General features: G+C 45.1%; 17 protein-coding genes. 2 read left to right on the top strand and 15 right to left on the bottom strand.

Annotated features, from left to right (window positions below):
- Positions 1-2: 2 nt before the first annotated feature.
- From NST34_RS06005 to NST34_RS05995, 3 genes are all read right to left on the bottom strand, one after another.
- Positions 3-743 carry an SAF domain-containing protein gene (locus NST34_RS06005; RefSeq protein ID WP_341127368.1) on the bottom strand — a complete coding sequence of 247 codons (741 nt, stop codon included), beginning with the start codon at positions 741-743 and terminating at the stop codon, positions 3-5.
- Between the two features lie 178 nt (positions 744-921).
- Complete coding sequence (purU, locus tag NST34_RS06000) at positions 922-1,821, bottom strand: formyltetrahydrofolate deformylase (RefSeq protein WP_042193405.1); 900 nt, start codon at positions 1,819-1,821, stop codon at positions 922-924.
- Positions 1,822-1,886: 65 nt separating this feature from the next.
- Positions 1,887-2,996, bottom strand: coding sequence for a deoxyribonuclease IV (locus tag NST34_RS05995; protein WP_341127367.1), 1,110 nt, complete (start codon positions 2,994-2,996; stop codon positions 1,887-1,889).
- Positions 2,997-3,168: 172 nt separating this feature from the next.
- Between NST34_RS05995 and NST34_RS05990 the strand changes: the two genes are divergently transcribed.
- Positions 3,169-3,633 (top strand): DUF2621 domain-containing protein, encoded by a 465-nt coding sequence (locus tag NST34_RS05990; protein WP_042124904.1) that lies wholly within the window; start codon positions 3,169-3,171, stop codon positions 3,631-3,633.
- A gap of 40 nt (positions 3,634-3,673) precedes the next feature.
- Positions 3,674-4,579, top strand: coding sequence for a TIGR01777 family oxidoreductase (locus tag NST34_RS05985; RefSeq protein ID WP_341127366.1), 906 nt, complete (start codon positions 3,674-3,676; stop codon positions 4,577-4,579).
- Positions 4,580-4,607: 28 nt separating this feature from the next.
- Here NST34_RS05985 and NST34_RS05980 read toward each other — a convergent pair whose 3' ends face one another.
- The 12 genes from NST34_RS05980 to NST34_RS05925 form a co-directional block, all read right to left on the bottom strand.
- Positions 4,608-6,263, bottom strand: a complete 1,656-nt coding sequence (locus NST34_RS05980) for a DUF6382 domain-containing protein (protein ID WP_341127365.1) — start codon at positions 6,261-6,263, stop codon at positions 4,608-4,610.
- 18 nt (positions 6,264-6,281) lie between these two features.
- A complete protein-coding gene (locus tag NST34_RS05975; protein ID WP_076284064.1) occupies positions 6,282-6,791 on the bottom strand; it encodes an A24 family peptidase in 510 nt (169 codons plus the stop codon).
- 24 nt (positions 6,792-6,815) lie between these two features.
- Positions 6,816-7,808, bottom strand: a complete 993-nt coding sequence (locus NST34_RS05970) for a TadE/TadG family type IV pilus assembly protein (RefSeq protein ID WP_341127364.1) — start codon at positions 7,806-7,808, stop codon at positions 6,816-6,818.
- Between the two features lie 18 nt (positions 7,809-7,826).
- Complete coding sequence (locus tag NST34_RS05965; protein WP_341127363.1) at positions 7,827-10,085, bottom strand: hypothetical protein; 2,259 nt, start codon at positions 10,083-10,085, stop codon at positions 7,827-7,829.
- A gap of 60 nt (positions 10,086-10,145) precedes the next feature.
- Positions 10,146-10,820: a TadE family protein gene (locus NST34_RS05960; RefSeq protein WP_339245629.1), complete on the bottom strand. Its 675-nt coding sequence runs from the start codon at positions 10,818-10,820 to the stop codon at positions 10,146-10,148.
- A complete protein-coding gene (locus NST34_RS05955) occupies positions 10,817-11,005 on the bottom strand; it encodes a Flp1 family type IVb pilin (protein ID WP_341049789.1) in 189 nt (62 codons plus the stop codon). The genes NST34_RS05960 and NST34_RS05955 overlap by 4 nt, the downstream gene beginning before the upstream one ends.
- Before the next feature lie 13 nt (positions 11,006-11,018).
- Positions 11,019-11,894, bottom strand: a complete 876-nt coding sequence (locus NST34_RS05950; RefSeq protein ID WP_410477463.1) for a type II secretion system F family protein — start codon at positions 11,892-11,894, stop codon at positions 11,019-11,021.
- A 10-nt stretch (positions 11,895-11,904) separates the two neighbouring features.
- A complete protein-coding gene (locus NST34_RS05945) occupies positions 11,905-12,699 on the bottom strand; it encodes a type II secretion system F family protein (RefSeq protein WP_341129509.1) in 795 nt (264 codons plus the stop codon).
- Between the two features lie 31 nt (positions 12,700-12,730).
- Positions 12,731-13,972, bottom strand: a complete 1,242-nt coding sequence (locus NST34_RS05940; RefSeq protein WP_076284059.1) for a CpaF family protein — start codon at positions 13,970-13,972, stop codon at positions 12,731-12,733.
- Positions 13,965-15,128: a hypothetical protein gene (locus NST34_RS05935; RefSeq protein WP_341127362.1), complete on the bottom strand. Its 1,164-nt coding sequence runs from the start codon at positions 15,126-15,128 to the stop codon at positions 13,965-13,967. The genes NST34_RS05940 and NST34_RS05935 overlap by 8 nt, the downstream gene beginning before the upstream one ends.
- A gap of 187 nt (positions 15,129-15,315) precedes the next feature.
- Complete coding sequence (locus tag NST34_RS05930; RefSeq protein WP_149645196.1) at positions 15,316-15,750, bottom strand: DUF6526 family protein; 435 nt, start codon at positions 15,748-15,750, stop codon at positions 15,316-15,318.
- 36 nt (positions 15,751-15,786) lie between these two features.
- Complete coding sequence (locus NST34_RS05925; protein WP_341127361.1) at positions 15,787-16,695, bottom strand: copper amine oxidase N-terminal domain-containing protein; 909 nt, start codon at positions 16,693-16,695, stop codon at positions 15,787-15,789.
- Between the last annotated feature and the right edge of the window lie 58 nt (positions 16,696-16,753).

The raw sequence follows: 16,753 nt of genomic DNA, 5'->3' as shown, positions 1-16,753 counted from the left end.
TCCTACTCGACCCGTACGATCCACAGCTTCTTTCCCTGCTCCAAAAATTGTCCGAGCCGCTCGCCATCACTTTTCTTCAGCTTCAATTCTGGTGTCGCCACCTTGCCAGTCGAAGTGAACCGATTATTGTTGTTTCCCTTTTCTGAATCCAGCACATCATTATTGTCTTCTGTTCGCACATAATTCACGGTGACTCCAGATATAAACACCTCCTTTGCAGGTTCACTAATTGAGCTCTGCACGATCAGTTCCTCCTCTTCCTTCTTGCTTGGGCTAAGCGATTCACTCTGCCTCTCTCGGTCTCCATCAACAAGATAAATATCTACCTTATCCCGGCTGCGCAGTGAACCATTGATGGCATAGATCGCTTCCTTTGGTATAGGAAAAATCCCTTCATCTTTGAGAGGTTCTAAATCACTAACATCCACTAAGGATGCCGTCAAAATACTTCCGTTGGTCAGATTTACATTCGTAATTTTGTGCTCCACTTGTGCGATTTCTGTAATTACACCTGAAGGTATATCCTTGGTCTGAACAGAATCCAGATATAAATCACTTGCTTTCAGCTCATAGTTTTTTGGAAGAAGCTCCCCACCTTCCACCTTGATTTTGACCACAGTTCGGGATAGTACGTAGGGCTTGAAGTAGAGATCATAGCCTAGCAATCCGCCGACTCCAGTAATCAAAATGAGACTTGCGAAGAAATAATTGCGTTTCAACAGTTGCCTACGCTGTAAAGCCAAGCCTTCCACCTCCTCAAAAACACAGTTTTGAAAAACGACAAAAAGCAACTTGGCGTAAATAGCCAAGCTGCTGGTAAAATGCTTTTTTACCTGTAGAGATTTAGAGAGCTATTAGATTGTAGAGTTCCGGTAAAAGCGCTCAGGTTCATACCATAGGCTCTCACCGGAAAATAACCTTTTATTTAAACACTACGGTCTTATTTTGATGGACGAGGATCCGGTCTTCGATATGCCACTTCACCGCACGAGCCAGAACAACCCGTTCAATGGTGCGTCCAATCCGCTTCAGCTCGATGACATCATCACCGTGACTAACCCGCTGTACATCCTGTTCAATAATCGGGCCACCATCAAGCTCTTCTGTAACATAGTGAGCAGTTGCTCCAATAATCTTTACCCCGCGTTGGTACGCTTGAGCGTAAGGATTACCACCAATAAAGGCCGGCAGGAAGGAGTGATGAATATTAATAATTTGGTGGCGATAGTGCTCAATAAACGACGGCGAGATAATCTGCATATACCGAGCCAGAATTATAACATCAATGTCGTCTCCGATGACCTCAAGCTGACGTTTTTCCGCCTCAGCCTTAGTATCAGCTGTAACTGGAATATGGTGAAAGGGAATGCCGAAGGACTCGACATACGATTTCATATCCAAATGGTTGCTCACGACGAGAGCGATGTCGGCTTCTAGATCACCAGCTTGCCACTGCCAGAGCAGCTCCACAAGACAATGGTCTTCTTTAGAGACAAATATGGCTAATCTTTTCTTATGACGAACATTGAAAATTTTCCAGTTCATCTTGAAACGTTCAGCCACCCCGCCGAACAAAGAACGTATCTCTTCCAGACGATCTCCTAATTCGGGAAGGTCAAACTCAACTCTCATGAAGAACATTCCGCCATCTGGATCCATTGTGTACTGATCCGATTGCACAATATTCGCGCCATGCTGATACAGAAAGTGTGATACAGCCGCCACGATTCCCGGTCCGTCAGGACAAGAAATGAGCATACGCGCCCGGTTGGAATAAGACTCAACACCTGACGAATTGTTTCTTTTTACGTGTAATTCCATGATCCTCATCCCATCCTCTCATCTACATGTGCAATCTGAAGTCTAACTTATGCGTGAACGAGCACTTACTTGCCTGCTAACCATGCAATCAAGCGATGATTAATGGCTTCCTCACTCAATTGCGGAAACAGCTCGGCAGCGATGACTTCATCAAATAGACGCTCCAGCGGTTCACGTGGATCAGCTTTTTTAGCCTTGGCATCGTTCTTCAGCATCTCCCAGACATTAAGCACAAATTGACGGGAATCAATCTCCTTATTAGCAAAAAACTCACGCAGTTTTTCAACATCCTCTATAAACTCCGGTCCAAATCGTTCCGCTACGTTACCACGGAGCAAAGCAATCTCTACCTCATACATCGGACGCTGTTTCTTCGCATCTTTACCAACCCATGGCGTCTCAAGAATGAATGGCAGACCTGTCAATTTCTCATGATGGACGATTTTGTTAATCGTATCAAAACCGATCCAACCTGAACCAATTGGAGTGTGACGGTCTTTACCTGCTCCACATGGATTTTTACTGTCATTGATATGGATAACCCCAAGACGATTCAAGCCGATAATCTCATCAAACTTGTTAAGAACGCCATCCAAATCATTAACGATGTCATAGCCAGCATCATGAATGTGACAAGTATCAAGACATACGGATAAACGCTCGTTATGTTCAACCTTATCAATAATAGAAGCAATCTCCTCGAAGCTGCGCCCGATCTCTGTTCCCTTACCAGCCATAGTTTCTAGAGCGATATGAACTTCCGTTTCATTAGTTCCCCCAAGAACCTCATTAAGGCCATCTGCAATCCGTTGAATGCCGTATTCTGCATCCTTATCAGTGAATGCACCTGGATGTAATACGATATGCTTGACCTCAAGTGCGTGCGTACGGCGGATTTCCTCTTGTAAGAAATCAACGGCCAACTGATACGTGTTCTCTTTATAGGAAGCGAGATTAATAATGTAAGGTGCGTGGACGACAATCTCCTCCACACCGTTTTCTTTCATTGCTTGCTTTCCTTCAACCGGATACATGGCATCAATCGGCTTGCGGCGCGTGTTCTGTGGCGCTCCTGTATATATCATAAATGAGCTGGAACCATACTCATTTGCTTCATTTGCTGCGGTCAAAAGACCCTTGTCCGAGCAAGACACGTGTGAACCTATTTTCAGCATACTTCTTCCCTCTTTCCTTCACGAATTACCCCCTATTCTACCGTGATCAGAAAAATAAATCTAGACAAGGTCAATATGCTGGGTTCTGCTTCGCAAAACTTTGGAAATAAGCTATACTTTAATATGAGATTAAATTATGTGAGAATACTCATTGCCAAAAGGTGGTGTATGCATGTCTATCCAATCAGGACTTGGTTTATTATCCGCAACACCGAGCAATTGGTTCATGAACTCTATCGCTTTCTGGACATTTATGCTGCTGGGTTCCATGTGTATCGGCGGTTTTTTTATGTTCCGGAAATTCCTAAAGGTGTTGCCGAAAGCTGATGGAAAATCAAAGCTGGACTGGCAAAATTACTGGGTAGAACGCAGCCGTTCACTCTGGAGTGATGAATCAAAAGCTTTCTTAGACCAGCTTGTTCAGCCTGTGCCCAGCCCTTTTCGCGATATCGCCAAACATTCCATTGCTGCCGAGATCGGTAAGATCGCTGTGGAAAGTAATGCAAAAGAGGTTACTCGTGATCACTGCATTAAAGGTTACATAGTCGCCACTCCGCGGCGTGACAATCGTTTTCTCGTCAATTTTCTCGAAAAGAATAAAATCGACTACTCTGCTTACCAGCATTTGTTTAAGTGATTGCTAATCAAATGTCGCGTTCAGAACGGAGGCCCACCTTATGAAATATGTGATATGTGGCGGCACCGGTTTTATTGGCAGCGAACTAGCAAAATACTGGCTACTAGCAGGCAATGAAGTTGCAATCGTCGGTCGCAATCTACCTAATACTGCACCTTATCATCCTAAGCTGAGTTACCACACATGGGACAGCCTTAACAATGATCAAGCACCCATAGAAAATGCTGATGCCTTGGTCAATCTTGCTGGCGCTTCTCTTAGCCAACGTTGGAGTCCAAGTGGTAAAAAGGCAATCATGCAATCCCGTCTTGCAACCGTTTCCGCTGCTGCTAAGCTACTCGACCGTTTGAAACACAAACCTCCTGTAGTCATTCAGGCATCAGCTGTGGCTATTTACGGAACCTCTTTGCAAGATACCTTTAATGAATCATCACCAGCCCATGTCATGGACTTCCCTTCTGACGTGGTTAAGACATGGGAAGAAGCTTCAGATGAAGCATACAAGAATATCCGTATGATCAAGTTGCGTACTGGGGTTGTGCTCGGCAATGAAAGCGGTGCTTTCCCAAAAATGAAGCTACCTTATTTACTGGGCTTTGGTGGTAATATCGGCGCGGGAAACCAGTGGGTATCCTGGATTCACCTGACGGATATCGTCCGTCTAATCGATTTTTGTATTCAGAATCCCACCATCGCCGGACCTGTTAATGCGACTGCACCACATCCGGTCACGAACGAAGAGTTCGGTAGAACGATCGGCAAAGTATACAAACGGCCGCATTGGTTCCCACTACCCGCCATCCTGTTAAGAACAGCAGTAGGTGAATTGTCTGAGATCTTGCTCAAAGGACAACGCGTTCTTCCATCGGCGGCATTAGAACATGGCTTTATCTTTACCTTCCCCACACTTCAAACCGCTTTAGAAGATTTGAAAAGCCAAAAATAGCAGAATTAACATTCTTTGCTTGTACTCTTCATCCCATGTGGAATGTGTAACTTCCTTTTACAATCTTAAATACGGTCCCCTCTGACAGCGGGTACTCTTTGTAAGGGATCATGGCTTCGCCTTGAAAAAGCGTTCCATTTCTGGAGTCGAGATCCTTTAGTACGTATCCGCCAGGGCTCCTAGATATCTCCGCATGTACTCTAGAAGCTCCTTCCGATCTTTCTACATACTGAGCTACTTCTGCCGATCGGCCAATGATAAAGCTAGTTCGGTTTAACGCTATTTTTTCCGACTCTGCCTCTTCCTCATCGCTTCTTTTGAGATAAGGAACATTTCGAGCTAGCTTCTCATTTCGTTTGCCTTGCTCAGGTGTTTCCTCCCGTGATAATAAAGCGGTTGGGGCTATTGGACCTGGTGGTATTCCAGAACTATCCTCCTCTTTCCTTGATTCAGATCGCACAGACGGAATGTTAGATAAAGGGTCGGATGGATGCTGATCTCCCTTTGGAATCGATGCTGCAGGACGCACAGTGGTCACAGGATTCCTACCGAAATCCCACTCCAGTTCTCTTCGATTCGGACTCCGTTTTGTATCTTCAGAATCCTCACTCGTATGTTCCTTTTCTTCGTCACTTCCAAACCTAATCCTTTCGCTCCATACCATCCAGCTAAAAGCAGCCAAGGCAATCGTTGCGATCCCACAAACGGCTAGCCATAACGGTTTTGGGTTATTCAAATATAGGAATTTCCATAATAATGCATCAACCAATAAGCAACTAAGAATAATATAGGTTCTTGAGCTTGAGGGTTGTGAATTCGTCAACTTATTATCGTCTGTAGACCGAAGAGACCTTTCCTCTTCTTTCACCCTAAGATTCGGACTGGAATAGCTATTTAACCACGGAGCTGAATTCTGCTGCGTACGCAGACCCTTATCCTCGTTCCGCTCACTCATTTTTTTCTGGGGAGCAGCTACCTCATTCACAAACAGTTCCCTTACTCTCTCTTGCATTCGTCTTTCAGGCTCTGCCGGACGTACTTCTGTCAACTTAGGAGATGTGTATGCCATTTCTGCGTTACTACTGAATTGTCCTCTACAAGAGTCGCCCTCTGTCAACAGCTCTGAGAGAAGACCCTTTAAGCCCGCTGGTGTAAATTCTTCTTCCCCACAGTATTGCAGTACTCTTTGAACACCACTCCCAGTAAGCTCTGTGATAGAAGCCATCATCACCATGATCAGCGATTTGAGGGACTCTCCCAGCCTAGAAGCAGGCTCATTCCCCTGAACAGGGATATAGGTGAGATATACCTTACCACTCTGCAATGATCCTTCAATAAAAATATAATCTTCATGCAAAGCATACTGATCCGCCCGAAGCATATATAACCTGCCATCTTCCATCCCTTGCGCAATTTGCAGAAGTAATCCAAAAAATGAGGTCATGCTCAACTTCTCACTTTTGAGCAAATGACTGAGCATTTTTTTACGCAGAACAGCATATTCCATCGTAACCTTTAAATCAATTTCCCTAAGCAACAACCTTAAATGATGAGGAATATCAGTGTTCATCAGCATACGAGCTTGAACCATATTAAGCTTACCCACCGGCATCCCTTCTGGTTCGCCAAGCATCATATATATACCGTCCTGCTGCATAAAGTCACGGGATAATCCGTACAACAAGCATCACCACCTCCTATTTTAAAAATAAAGATAAGCGCAAATGGTACCAGGGACTACAGCCAGCATAAAGGGAAATCTCAACAGCTCATTATCTTTATTTCTTATTAGGAATGAACTCTTCAATAATATAAATCCGGAAATTGTGTTAAAGATCTTACGCGTATGCCTGCCTGTCTCCCGTCTCTTTAAGACAATTAGCCAGCCTATCAAGGCCCCAAACAGTACGGAGTACATCACGACCTGCAATGTAAATAGCATTCCTGTCCACGCCCCAATCCCGGCAAAAAGCTTAACATCCCCTGCACCAACCGCCCCTATCAAATGCATAATTAGAAGCACTGCAAATCCTGCAGCGGCACCTACACCAGCCTTAAGCAGTCCATCCCAGCCGTTCATCAGCGCTTGAGCAAGCAGACCAGCAAGCAAGCCTGAGACAGTGATCCAGTTTGGTATTCTCATCGACTTTATATCCGTAATAAATGCAGCAGCCAGAAACGGCAGACATCCCCAAAAGGCCCACTCCGCCATGGATTACACTCCTTTCCCCTTCACTCATTTCACTACTGTGAACATCACCTCAATAGATCTACCGTCATCGAGCTGAATTACAAATGGCCACGAGCCCGGTGTGGTATTCACACCAATTTTCCACTCCCACTCGATATATCCGTCCGCATCCGCTTGTTTCCAGCCTAAATATTTAGCAGTGCTTCCCCCGCTTTTATAAAAAACGGATAAGCTAGCGGAAGCATTCGGCGGAATCTTGGCACGAACTTTACCTTGCTTATTGGCTACAGCTGGATTCGGTTTCTCCAAAATCTTAATAAAATCCTCTGGTTGACCAGTGCCGTCATTGCCCTTATTTGTACCCTCTCCTGTATCCCCGATCCAAAGACGTTCAACAGCACTTGCCTCAAGTACAATGCGTTGCTTTAGAAAGGGAACCTTCATCGGCAGCTCATAGCTAACCACCAATCCAAAGTAAGGTCGGGTACCCTTCTTTAACTCAGGCACGATAATGTTGGATACATGAATTCGATCATAATCCAGTAAGTCTGATGACAGATACGGCTTTAATAGGGGTTTTATCGCTAGATCCAGTACACTTTCAGAGGTCTCAGCCTGTAGCTTCTGCAGAGGTCCCTCGCCCTTCTCTAAAGCTGACATGACCCACTCATTCAGCGGCTTAGGTAATGACATTGCATAACTGCTGCCCCAATCTGTAAGTGACAAGCGAGGAATCGTCCAATTCGATTCGGCTTGATTGCCAGCGGATAGGTCGGTGCCATCCTTCACTGGATTAGCGCCCGCTTCGCTTGTTGCTCCCCATTTCTGCACAGCCAAAGCTGCCGGGTACATATGCGTTGAAATAGATTTCACAGTATCAGATGCTGTGCTTTGTAAGGCCGTTGAATACAAGGTCATCTGTACGATAGAAATTAGGAACAAAACAAACAGTAGGAAGATCGGAAGTACCATCGCCGCTTCTACTACCATGCTGCCTTCTTCCTGCGTCTTCCTCCTAATCCGGTACCCGTCCCCCATATCCTTACCAACCTCCTGCTAGTATGAAAAATCAGCCTGCACTGCTCTCATATATGTACTGCCTTGCACTTCTCCAGAATACCCAGCGCTATAATCCAATAGCTTCACAACACCCGGTAGAAACCATAGTCGCATTCCAAGCTTAATATTCGATGAGACATACGTACTTCTTTCATCTGGATTTATTCCTGTGTTCAGTCGAATGAGAGCCAGCATCCGAGATAATTGAACATTCCCGCCTCCATGCAGCATCATGAACAGCCGCAAATGATCACGATAAGTCAGCTGGGCTGGTAAATATTTAGACAGTGGTATGGAATCTTTCTCACAGAGTAACAACATGTCCTGAATAGCTTGCTGGATCCCATACAACAGTGCTGCGGCCAGAACAGCCAATGGGTTTCCTAAACTTGCCTTCTCAATAAAACCTTCCATCGTTCGAATAGACAGCCGCATGGCAAATATTTCAGCATACGCTGCGGCTACATTTCCAGCGGGATTATGAAATCCATAAAGAATGTATTCCAGCTCTTGCGCTTGAGGATTAAGCTGGTCTGTAAGTTCGCCTGTGCCCTCAGAACCTTGTGCTAGAGTAGCTAACTTGGAAACATCAAAATGTTGAAAATAGAGAGCAGAATACTCCGTTTGAAAAAGTCTATCTCTAGCCCCTCCCATAATGCCACCCATCGCTGCATAGATTCCGTCCATATCCTCCATCGCCGAACTCCCAGCAGTATACGGGTTAGTGCTTACTTCAGATTTAACAAGTGGATCTGATACTAATTCCTTATTAAAAGCAATATTCTCCTCGTAATATTGACGAAGTGTTTGATAGCTTTTCAGAGAATCTGTCACTCCGTTACCCATCATTCGAATTTTATCAAGCAATGCTTTCGCTTCACCCAGCTTTGATTTTGCTTCTCTCTCCAATTGCTTACGCTCTTTATCTGAGCTACGGTGCTGTTCGATTAAAGCCAAATCACTAACGATAATACTTCCCTTCTTACCGTAATTCTGTAGATAGTTATTCACTACGCGTGAAGCTTCAAGAACAGAAGAGATCATTTGATAGGAGTCACCATATTCACTCAAAGCTTCATACAGCACACCCGACATTCCTGTTACGATAGGTTCAATGGCCTCGTAAGAACTTTGCTGCATAGATATACTATTCTCCATCTGACTTAGATCAGTTGAGGAGAGAATCAGTGCATCTTCCTGCTCACGCAGCTTTTTAAGCGGGTCTGAGCTTATCTCTCCTGAGCTCGCCGGAATATCCCAGTCATTAGCAGGATCATTTGATAGATCCACCCCCTCCATTCGTGACTGTTCCAATATATTTCTCATCTCGTCATTCAATTGCTCTGCCTTCTTTAACGCTTCATTCGCTCCCTCCATTGATCTTTCATGGTCTTCACGAAAAGCTGTTAATATGGCAGGAAGCCGCGATAACATTTCAGTAGTTCGACTCCGGTATAGAGACAATTGATAAGTGTACTTTGCAGGCTTTTTACTATCACGATAAAGATCATCGTAATATTTCCCAAGATAGTCACTATACTGTGCGGGAATATCCGCCGCCGATTGCATACTTCCGAGTGAACTGGCAGAAATGGACTCTGCAGGCGGATTCATAATCCATTGAAGTAACCTTCTTCCACTCTCCGCAGCCTGGCTTCTCTGCTCTAACATAAGATCCAAAGCCTCTTCTCGCTCGTCATATAACGGCTGCAGCTTACTAAGTAGTTCAGTAGCCCGTGAGGCCTCTGCCATTACTCCTGACATCGGCTTGAATTTACCTGCCAATTCCAAAGCAAAATCCACCGGAGCCTTATACTTCATTTCCTCCAGTATTTGTCGACTCACAACATCATAGCTACCCAGCGGCCTGCTCCATTTCAAAGATGACGATTCCAAAGCGAAGGGTACAAGATTAAACGTGTCACTCCTACCACTTTTATGCATATTATCATTGAGTACCTGAGACAGCAGCATATCCCCGTCACTCTCTCCAAAGGCGAATAAACCATACTTTTCTCGTAGCTCAACATCGTAAGATGACATTACAGAGCGAACGCTAGCCCTCGCTAAACGTTCCTCCTGAACATTGAAGGCAGCAATCCGCGCATAGTCAATCAGCACAGCGGTAATAAAAAAGACGAAAGCCAGTACCATAATTAAAAAAATTGAGACTGAACCTTCCGTTTTGCCTTTACCCTGCCTCTGTTTCTTTCGACTCTTACCGCTAACAAGGTAACTGGTAAAGATGCTCCTCATCAAAACCTCCCTCCTTATCCCTACCTTCAATAGATACTAGATCCATTAGCAAGGAAATATTCACTTATCCTGAAGCTTGGTCATCATCGCGGATGCATCCTTCTTCTCCATGTGGACTCCAGACCCACTAGTACCCTCTGAGCCTCCCTTGAACTTAGCCCCGAAGTAACGCATCAGGTCGACCGTACGGATAAACTCAACAGGCTCAGCGATGATAGATTGAGTTTTTACAGTTGGCTTTGCCTCATCAGACAAAACTTCATCAAGTACAGGTAAGTGCAGTAGACGATTTAATTCAGCACTTACTTTCCGTCCTGCAAGTGAATATGCGTAGTTCAAATTTCCCGGCATATTATTCGGAATCATAGAGGACGAATGTCTGAGTTTAAGCACTGGTAGATCACTTTCCTCTGACACTTCACCAGGTAGCTCTATTGTCGCGCCATCACTTCCAGCTTCTCCGCCGAATAAAGAGGCTAGCAAAGCATCATCTCCAATTCTCCAATAAAGGGAGTCATACTCACCTGCAGCATAGGAGCCAGAAACCTCTTTATGGCTGTTGTCCCAATTGTAAGCCGCACGCTCAGTAGCCCCTGAGGCCACTTGCAGAAGCATAGACTTCTGGTAGCTATACAAACAGAAGAACAGAAGAAGCATTGTAATACACATGACCATTGGTAGTAGAATTGAAGCTTCAATAGTAAAGCTGCCTCGATCGTCCTTAAGCTTTTTCACTCGAATACTTCCTGGCTCTTTTCTCCCGCAGTTTTAATCAAAGCCTCCACTACTTCCTGAATTTTGTCCTTAAACAAAAGAACGACCGCAATCAGCACCGCAATAATCAGAATCATCTCCAGTGTCCCGAGACCTTCCTCGTCCTTCCAAAGATTCTTCACACTACCCAACATTGTCGTCATCATTAGTTTCACCCTCCTACATTTTTAACATCATGAATGCTGGTGTTCCCACCAGTACAATTACTATTAAAAAGATAACTACCATCGGAAAGACTAGTTTAGAGGAAGCTTGCTCCCCTCGCGTTCGGCTGATAGCTTTCCGTTTATCCCACAGCATCCGCGAGAGATCGCGTAGCGATAACACAAAATCCGCTCCACCTCTGCGATAATTCAGAAGAACCGTCGTCGTGAACAACGATACCTCCTGCACTGCACATCTCTTGCTAAAATTCTCGAATGCCTGCTGAAATGAATACCCTCCTTCCCATTCACTGGTCATGATTCTAAGCTCCTTATACAATGGGTGATTAACATCACCTCGGTGGCTCTCCACACAGCGGATAATCGCCCGTTGCACGGTCTCACCTGCTCCTACCAGCAATACAATGCTGTTCAGAAGTTCTGGTAGCTCGAGCATAATATTCTGCTCTCTCACCCTCACCTTTTTATGTAAATCACTCACCATAGCAGCTGGTAGAGCTACCGCCAAGAAAAAACCTAGAATCAGACCTGTCTGATCGCCGCTAAACCCTGTGATCAAACTTCCACCCACAAGCAACAACCAACTGTAGCTAAGCATCTCACCCATGAACAACAGGGTTCGTTCTGCACTGTAACGCACCCCATAACTTCGCTGCAGGGAACGTTGAATCCTGAACATCAATGATGGAAAACGACTGACAATGCCGGTTTTCTCAATGAGTAGCAACAGCGGTTCACCCAGCTTCCGAAGTCGTAATCCTTCCATAGGAAGTTCTCTTAATCCGTCATATCTTTTTCCACATTTAATTCGTAACAGAGCCCAGACAACAAGTAAAAATATAGTGACTACTGCACATAGCCATCGCATGATTTCTTCCCCTTCACAGCGGAATGTCCATTATTTTAGTAGTCCAGAGATAACATAAAAACAAAGCTATTAATGCAAGCGTCGATATGGCTATACCCGCTCCTGTGTACATGGGCTGCATATAGTCTCCTGCAGTCAAACTCATAAAGATCACCATAATTAGTGGAGATATTAACAGCGCTTTCGCTTCGAATTTCTTCTGTGAAATGCTTACAGTAATATCTTGCTGAATATCCAGCTTCTCTCCAATAATCGTAGACGTACGGCGCACTACTTCTACCAGATCGCCGCCTGTACGTTTACATACAGTGAACACGTCAGCGAACCGCTCAATATCTTCCATTCCTGCTCTTTCACTGAAATCCCGAAGCGCTTCCTCCACTGGCTGACCGTATTCCATGCGCGTACAGATAATATTTAGCTCCGAGATCATATCGCCGCCCCCCTCCGGGTCCAGCATACGTAAGTCTTGGACCGCTTCCCGGAAAGCATTCTCGACCGATCGCCCTGCTGAGAGTGAGGAAGACAATGAAAATAACGTCTGTTTAAACTGTAAATTAAGCATACTCCGGCGTCTTTTCAGCAAATAATTACGCAGCATACGAGGTGCATACAGCCCACCTGGCATAAGTAGTAACGACAGTATCCAATGATGATAAAAAAGATATCCCACTCCAAACAGCAGCAAACCACCTACTGCAATAGCCAGAGTTTTCTGTATCAAGGTCAACTCGTATACCGTATAATCCGGCAATAATGAATGGCCTCTGGAATCAGCTTTCTTAGGTTTTTCAGCAGCAAACTTAATTTTAAACACTACCTCTTCCCCCTTTTAGAATTCAGAATCCAGCCTGTGATAACGGATAGGAGGTTACACCAGCCATTCTAAGCTTTGCTGTATGCATAAGCTGGTTTGCGCAAGAAACCAGCCCTCCTTGTACCCGGCCCTCTCGTTCACCGGACTCTCGAAATTCATATAGAGGGTTCAAGACCACTTCACCATCTTTCAGGCCTGCAACCTCACAAATCTCCATCACTCGCCTAGAACGATCACGGAGCCTGGATAAGTGTACGAATATATCAATCGCCGATGAGATTTGTTGACGAACAACCGTTACCGGCAGATCCGCAGCACTTAACACCATCGTCTCCAGTCGACTGACCATATCGTGCGCGCTGTTACTATGCCCTGTGGACAAGCTTCCATCGTGCCCAGTGTTCATCGCCTGTAGCATATCGAGGCATTCCGCTCCACGTACCTCACCCACAACAATTCGATTGGGTCTCATCCGCAGCGAAGAACGAATCAAATCTCGAATGGAAATCTCCCCTCTGCCTTCCGTATTCGCGTTCCTAGTCTCCAGGGAAACAAGATTTGGCACCGTTACAATCTGTAGCTCAGCAGAATCTTCTATTGTGATGACCCTCTCCTGTGAAGGGATAAACTGAGATAATGCATTTAGAAAGGTGGTCTTCCCCGAGCCCGTTCCCCCGCTTATAAAAATGTTGTATTTAGCAGCTACTAAGATTTGCAGTAGCTCTGCTGCTTCCAGGCTTAAAGCTTCACGGCTCACCAATTCATTCATCGTCATCGGCTTCTCCGGGAATTTACGTATGGTCATCGCTGGTCCCTTCAGTGAGACTGGCGGAAGTACAATATTCACACGGGATCCATCCTTCAACCGGGCATCAACGATAGGAGAGGAGTCATTTACTACCCTGTTAACACCGGATACTACCGTTTGGATAATGTCTTCCAGCCTGCTGCTGGACTCAAATTCCAAAGGAAGACGACGAATCTGACCCTCCTCTTCTATAAAAATCTCAGTATGACTATTGATCATAATCTCCGTGATCGCCGGATTATCCACTAATGGCTGAAGCACATCCAACCCTCGGAAGGAGTCAAATAGTCTCTTAACTAACTCATGCTTCTCCTGTGCTGTTAAGAAACGGAGGCTTTCACTTTCTAGAATCGTTCGTTCGATAAACCCAGTAAGTTCACGGTTTCCTACTGCAGAAGTCACATCAAGCCCTGCACGAATCTCACTACGCAGCGCCCTGAACATCTCCTCATTCATGGATATTCTTCCCTGTAAAAACTAATGGGAGTGCTGGCTCTACAATCCGCTTGCACAACTGCAAGATCTCCTGCTGAAATTGTGGAGAGTTCAAAAAGAGCTCCTCACGGTGTTGCAGCGTCCATGATGAGATAAAGGGACATACGCCTTCAATGATAATTCCTTCAGGAGGCACCCACTCTTCCAAACGATCCACTGCAAAATTCACTACAAATTTACTCTTGTCCATCACATGGGGGGACATGCCAGAGTTAGGAGCGGTGCAATGCGACAGCCATCTCATAGTCTTATACATGCTTACATCATCATTTTTCAGGACCCAAAGTAGAATCCCACTTCGCTGCAGCACAGCCTTCGCACGCTCTTCCTCGATGCTGCCGGTGTCCACAATAACAACATCAAAGTTTCTCTCCGCAACCAGCCGCTCTAACAAATCCAGCGTATCGTGCAAAGTCATCTGCAGCATTTCCTTCACATTAATAACTGGTCTGAAAGCAGCAGTTCGGAGGTGATCATATCTAATGAAGTATTGTCCTAATTCAATCGTATCCGCTTCATCCTTGTCTCGATTAGCCTTTATTTCATATAGCAGTCGCTCTAGTCCAGCCGTATGACCTGTAGGGATTCTGAGAAACAACCCACTGCTGTCTACACTCTCAAGGTTCAGATAAAACACCGAAAGGCCCATTTCACCAAGCTGCTTCGCCATATTCAATGCTATCGTTGTTTTGCCCATGTTGCCGCTAGCAGAGACAACCCCCAGCAACAGCGTTTCATCTAGCACAGAAGATCCTCTACCTCTCTGAACTTCACATAACTGGAGAAATGCTCCCAGGAGGGAAGGAAGCGCCTGATATTTGGCAATCATCACTCCCCCTCCCAGACTCTTAACACTCTTACCGAGATAACCTCCATCCTCACTCAAAACTGCCCATGGAACCGTGCTTTTCCCCTCTACTAGCCAAGCCTCAATAAAAGAAGAGTCCCCCACAACAGCATCCGGGATGTCCTCCCCCCTCATAAATTCGATAAAAGCATCCATTCGGCTAAAAGCCGTAATACGCAGCATTTCTCCGTACTCGCTGTGATGAAGATAGTGCAGTAATGGTTCGATATATTGACTTTCACGCACTGCGAGCACAATCCTTGCCGCCATGAAACCACGCTCCTTTCGATAAGAAAAAATCCATTATTCCCTCAAAAAAAGACAGCAAAAAAAGCACCGACAATAACCGTGGATACGGTAATTGAACGGTGCTTCCGTTACTATTCCTTTAATTTACAGCTATAGTAGCATATATATATGAAGGCAGCAATAAGTTTTTTCGCACACTAGCTGGATACTATACTCTCATCTTATCTTCGCGCCAGTTCTTAATGGCAGAACGAATATCAGCAGGAATGAGCTTCTCCTTCACCGCCCGTTGACACAGTGCTGGAAACTCATCATCACCCGCATAACGTAGCGCTATAATTTGGGCTATTTCAAGCTCTGGGCTCAAAGCTTCGCCTGTCAGACGGAAATAGCGGAACTGCTCTTCCACTCTCACCACGCGGTCCTGATTTTTTGTCGCATATATACGAATTCTTGTAATCGCAAAAAGTAAGCATAAGGACATCCCGAATAACAGCAATGGCACCGTTAAAGCACCATCATCACGTATCTCTTGAACAGCATAAATCGCCGACCACACAAACAAAATTAGCGCAAGCGGCATCGTCACAAAATGAAAAGGCCAATCAAAACGCATAAATCCCTTGGGCTTGCCTTTATTCATAATTCATCTCCATATTTTATATGACTTGTAGAGCGCTTAAAGCTTCGTCTCACCGGGAATAGCCACGATAAAGGGCTTGTTGTTCTCCCAGTTCAGCGACTTCCCTGATACTTTAGTCGTTCCATCCGCATTAACGATTCCGCAAATAATCTGACTTCCCCATACACTCGTATAATAATAGGCATAGGATGGTGCTAAAACAGGGGCTTTACCATATTCCTTCGCAATGGGGTGTCCGAATATCGCGGTAAAATCTTTTTTATCAGCCTCTTTCGAATTGTCCAAATCTGCTTCCCATACGACTGTTCTAATGTTGTCTTTAATCTCATAATACGATACAAAATGCCCATAGATTATGAAATATCCATCAGATCTGCCTTCAGGAAAATAATACGACATAGACAACGCTTCATTATCACCCGTTAATTGGGACGGTTCTCTTTCTTCAACCGGGAATTGTAAAGCAGCAATGCGGGAAACTACCAAGTCCCTACTATTATAATTCTGCACAAGCTTCGCATTTGCACGTTCCTGAACCCAGACAGTATTCGTAGCAGCATCTACCGTTACTCTTGCTCCAAGAGCTTCCGCAATAAATCTCAGCGGCACCGTAACTCTTCCATCCATGATGCTAGCAGGTGCATCCAGTTGTACAGATTCGGAGTTCTTCCACGCCGTTCGAGAACCCACAGCAAGCATAATCTTCATGGAGTCTCTAACGATCGTTACTTGCTTTGTACGGGCTTCCCACTGAATAGAAATATTCTTGAAGCTCTCAAAAGCCTTCAGCGGAACCATCGTCTGTCCAGAGACGATTTGCACACCGTAATTCACGCTCGAATTATTCACCATTACCTTGAGCTTAGCATCTGCGGATACCGTTCCCATGGTACCTAAAGAAGCTAGCATAACTATTAATAGATAAAGTCCTGCCTTTCGCAACATCCCTTCACCCCTCGCTAAACGTCCTTAACTATACCAAATTATGGTTACATTATAACAT

The organism is Paenibacillus sp. FSL H7-0714 (genome assembly GCF_038003765.1).
Taxonomy (GTDB): Bacteria; Bacillota; Bacilli; order Paenibacillales; family Paenibacillaceae; genus Paenibacillus_AQ.
Note: the sequence above shows the minus strand (reverse complement) of the source record. Positions and strands in the feature narration are given on the sequence as shown.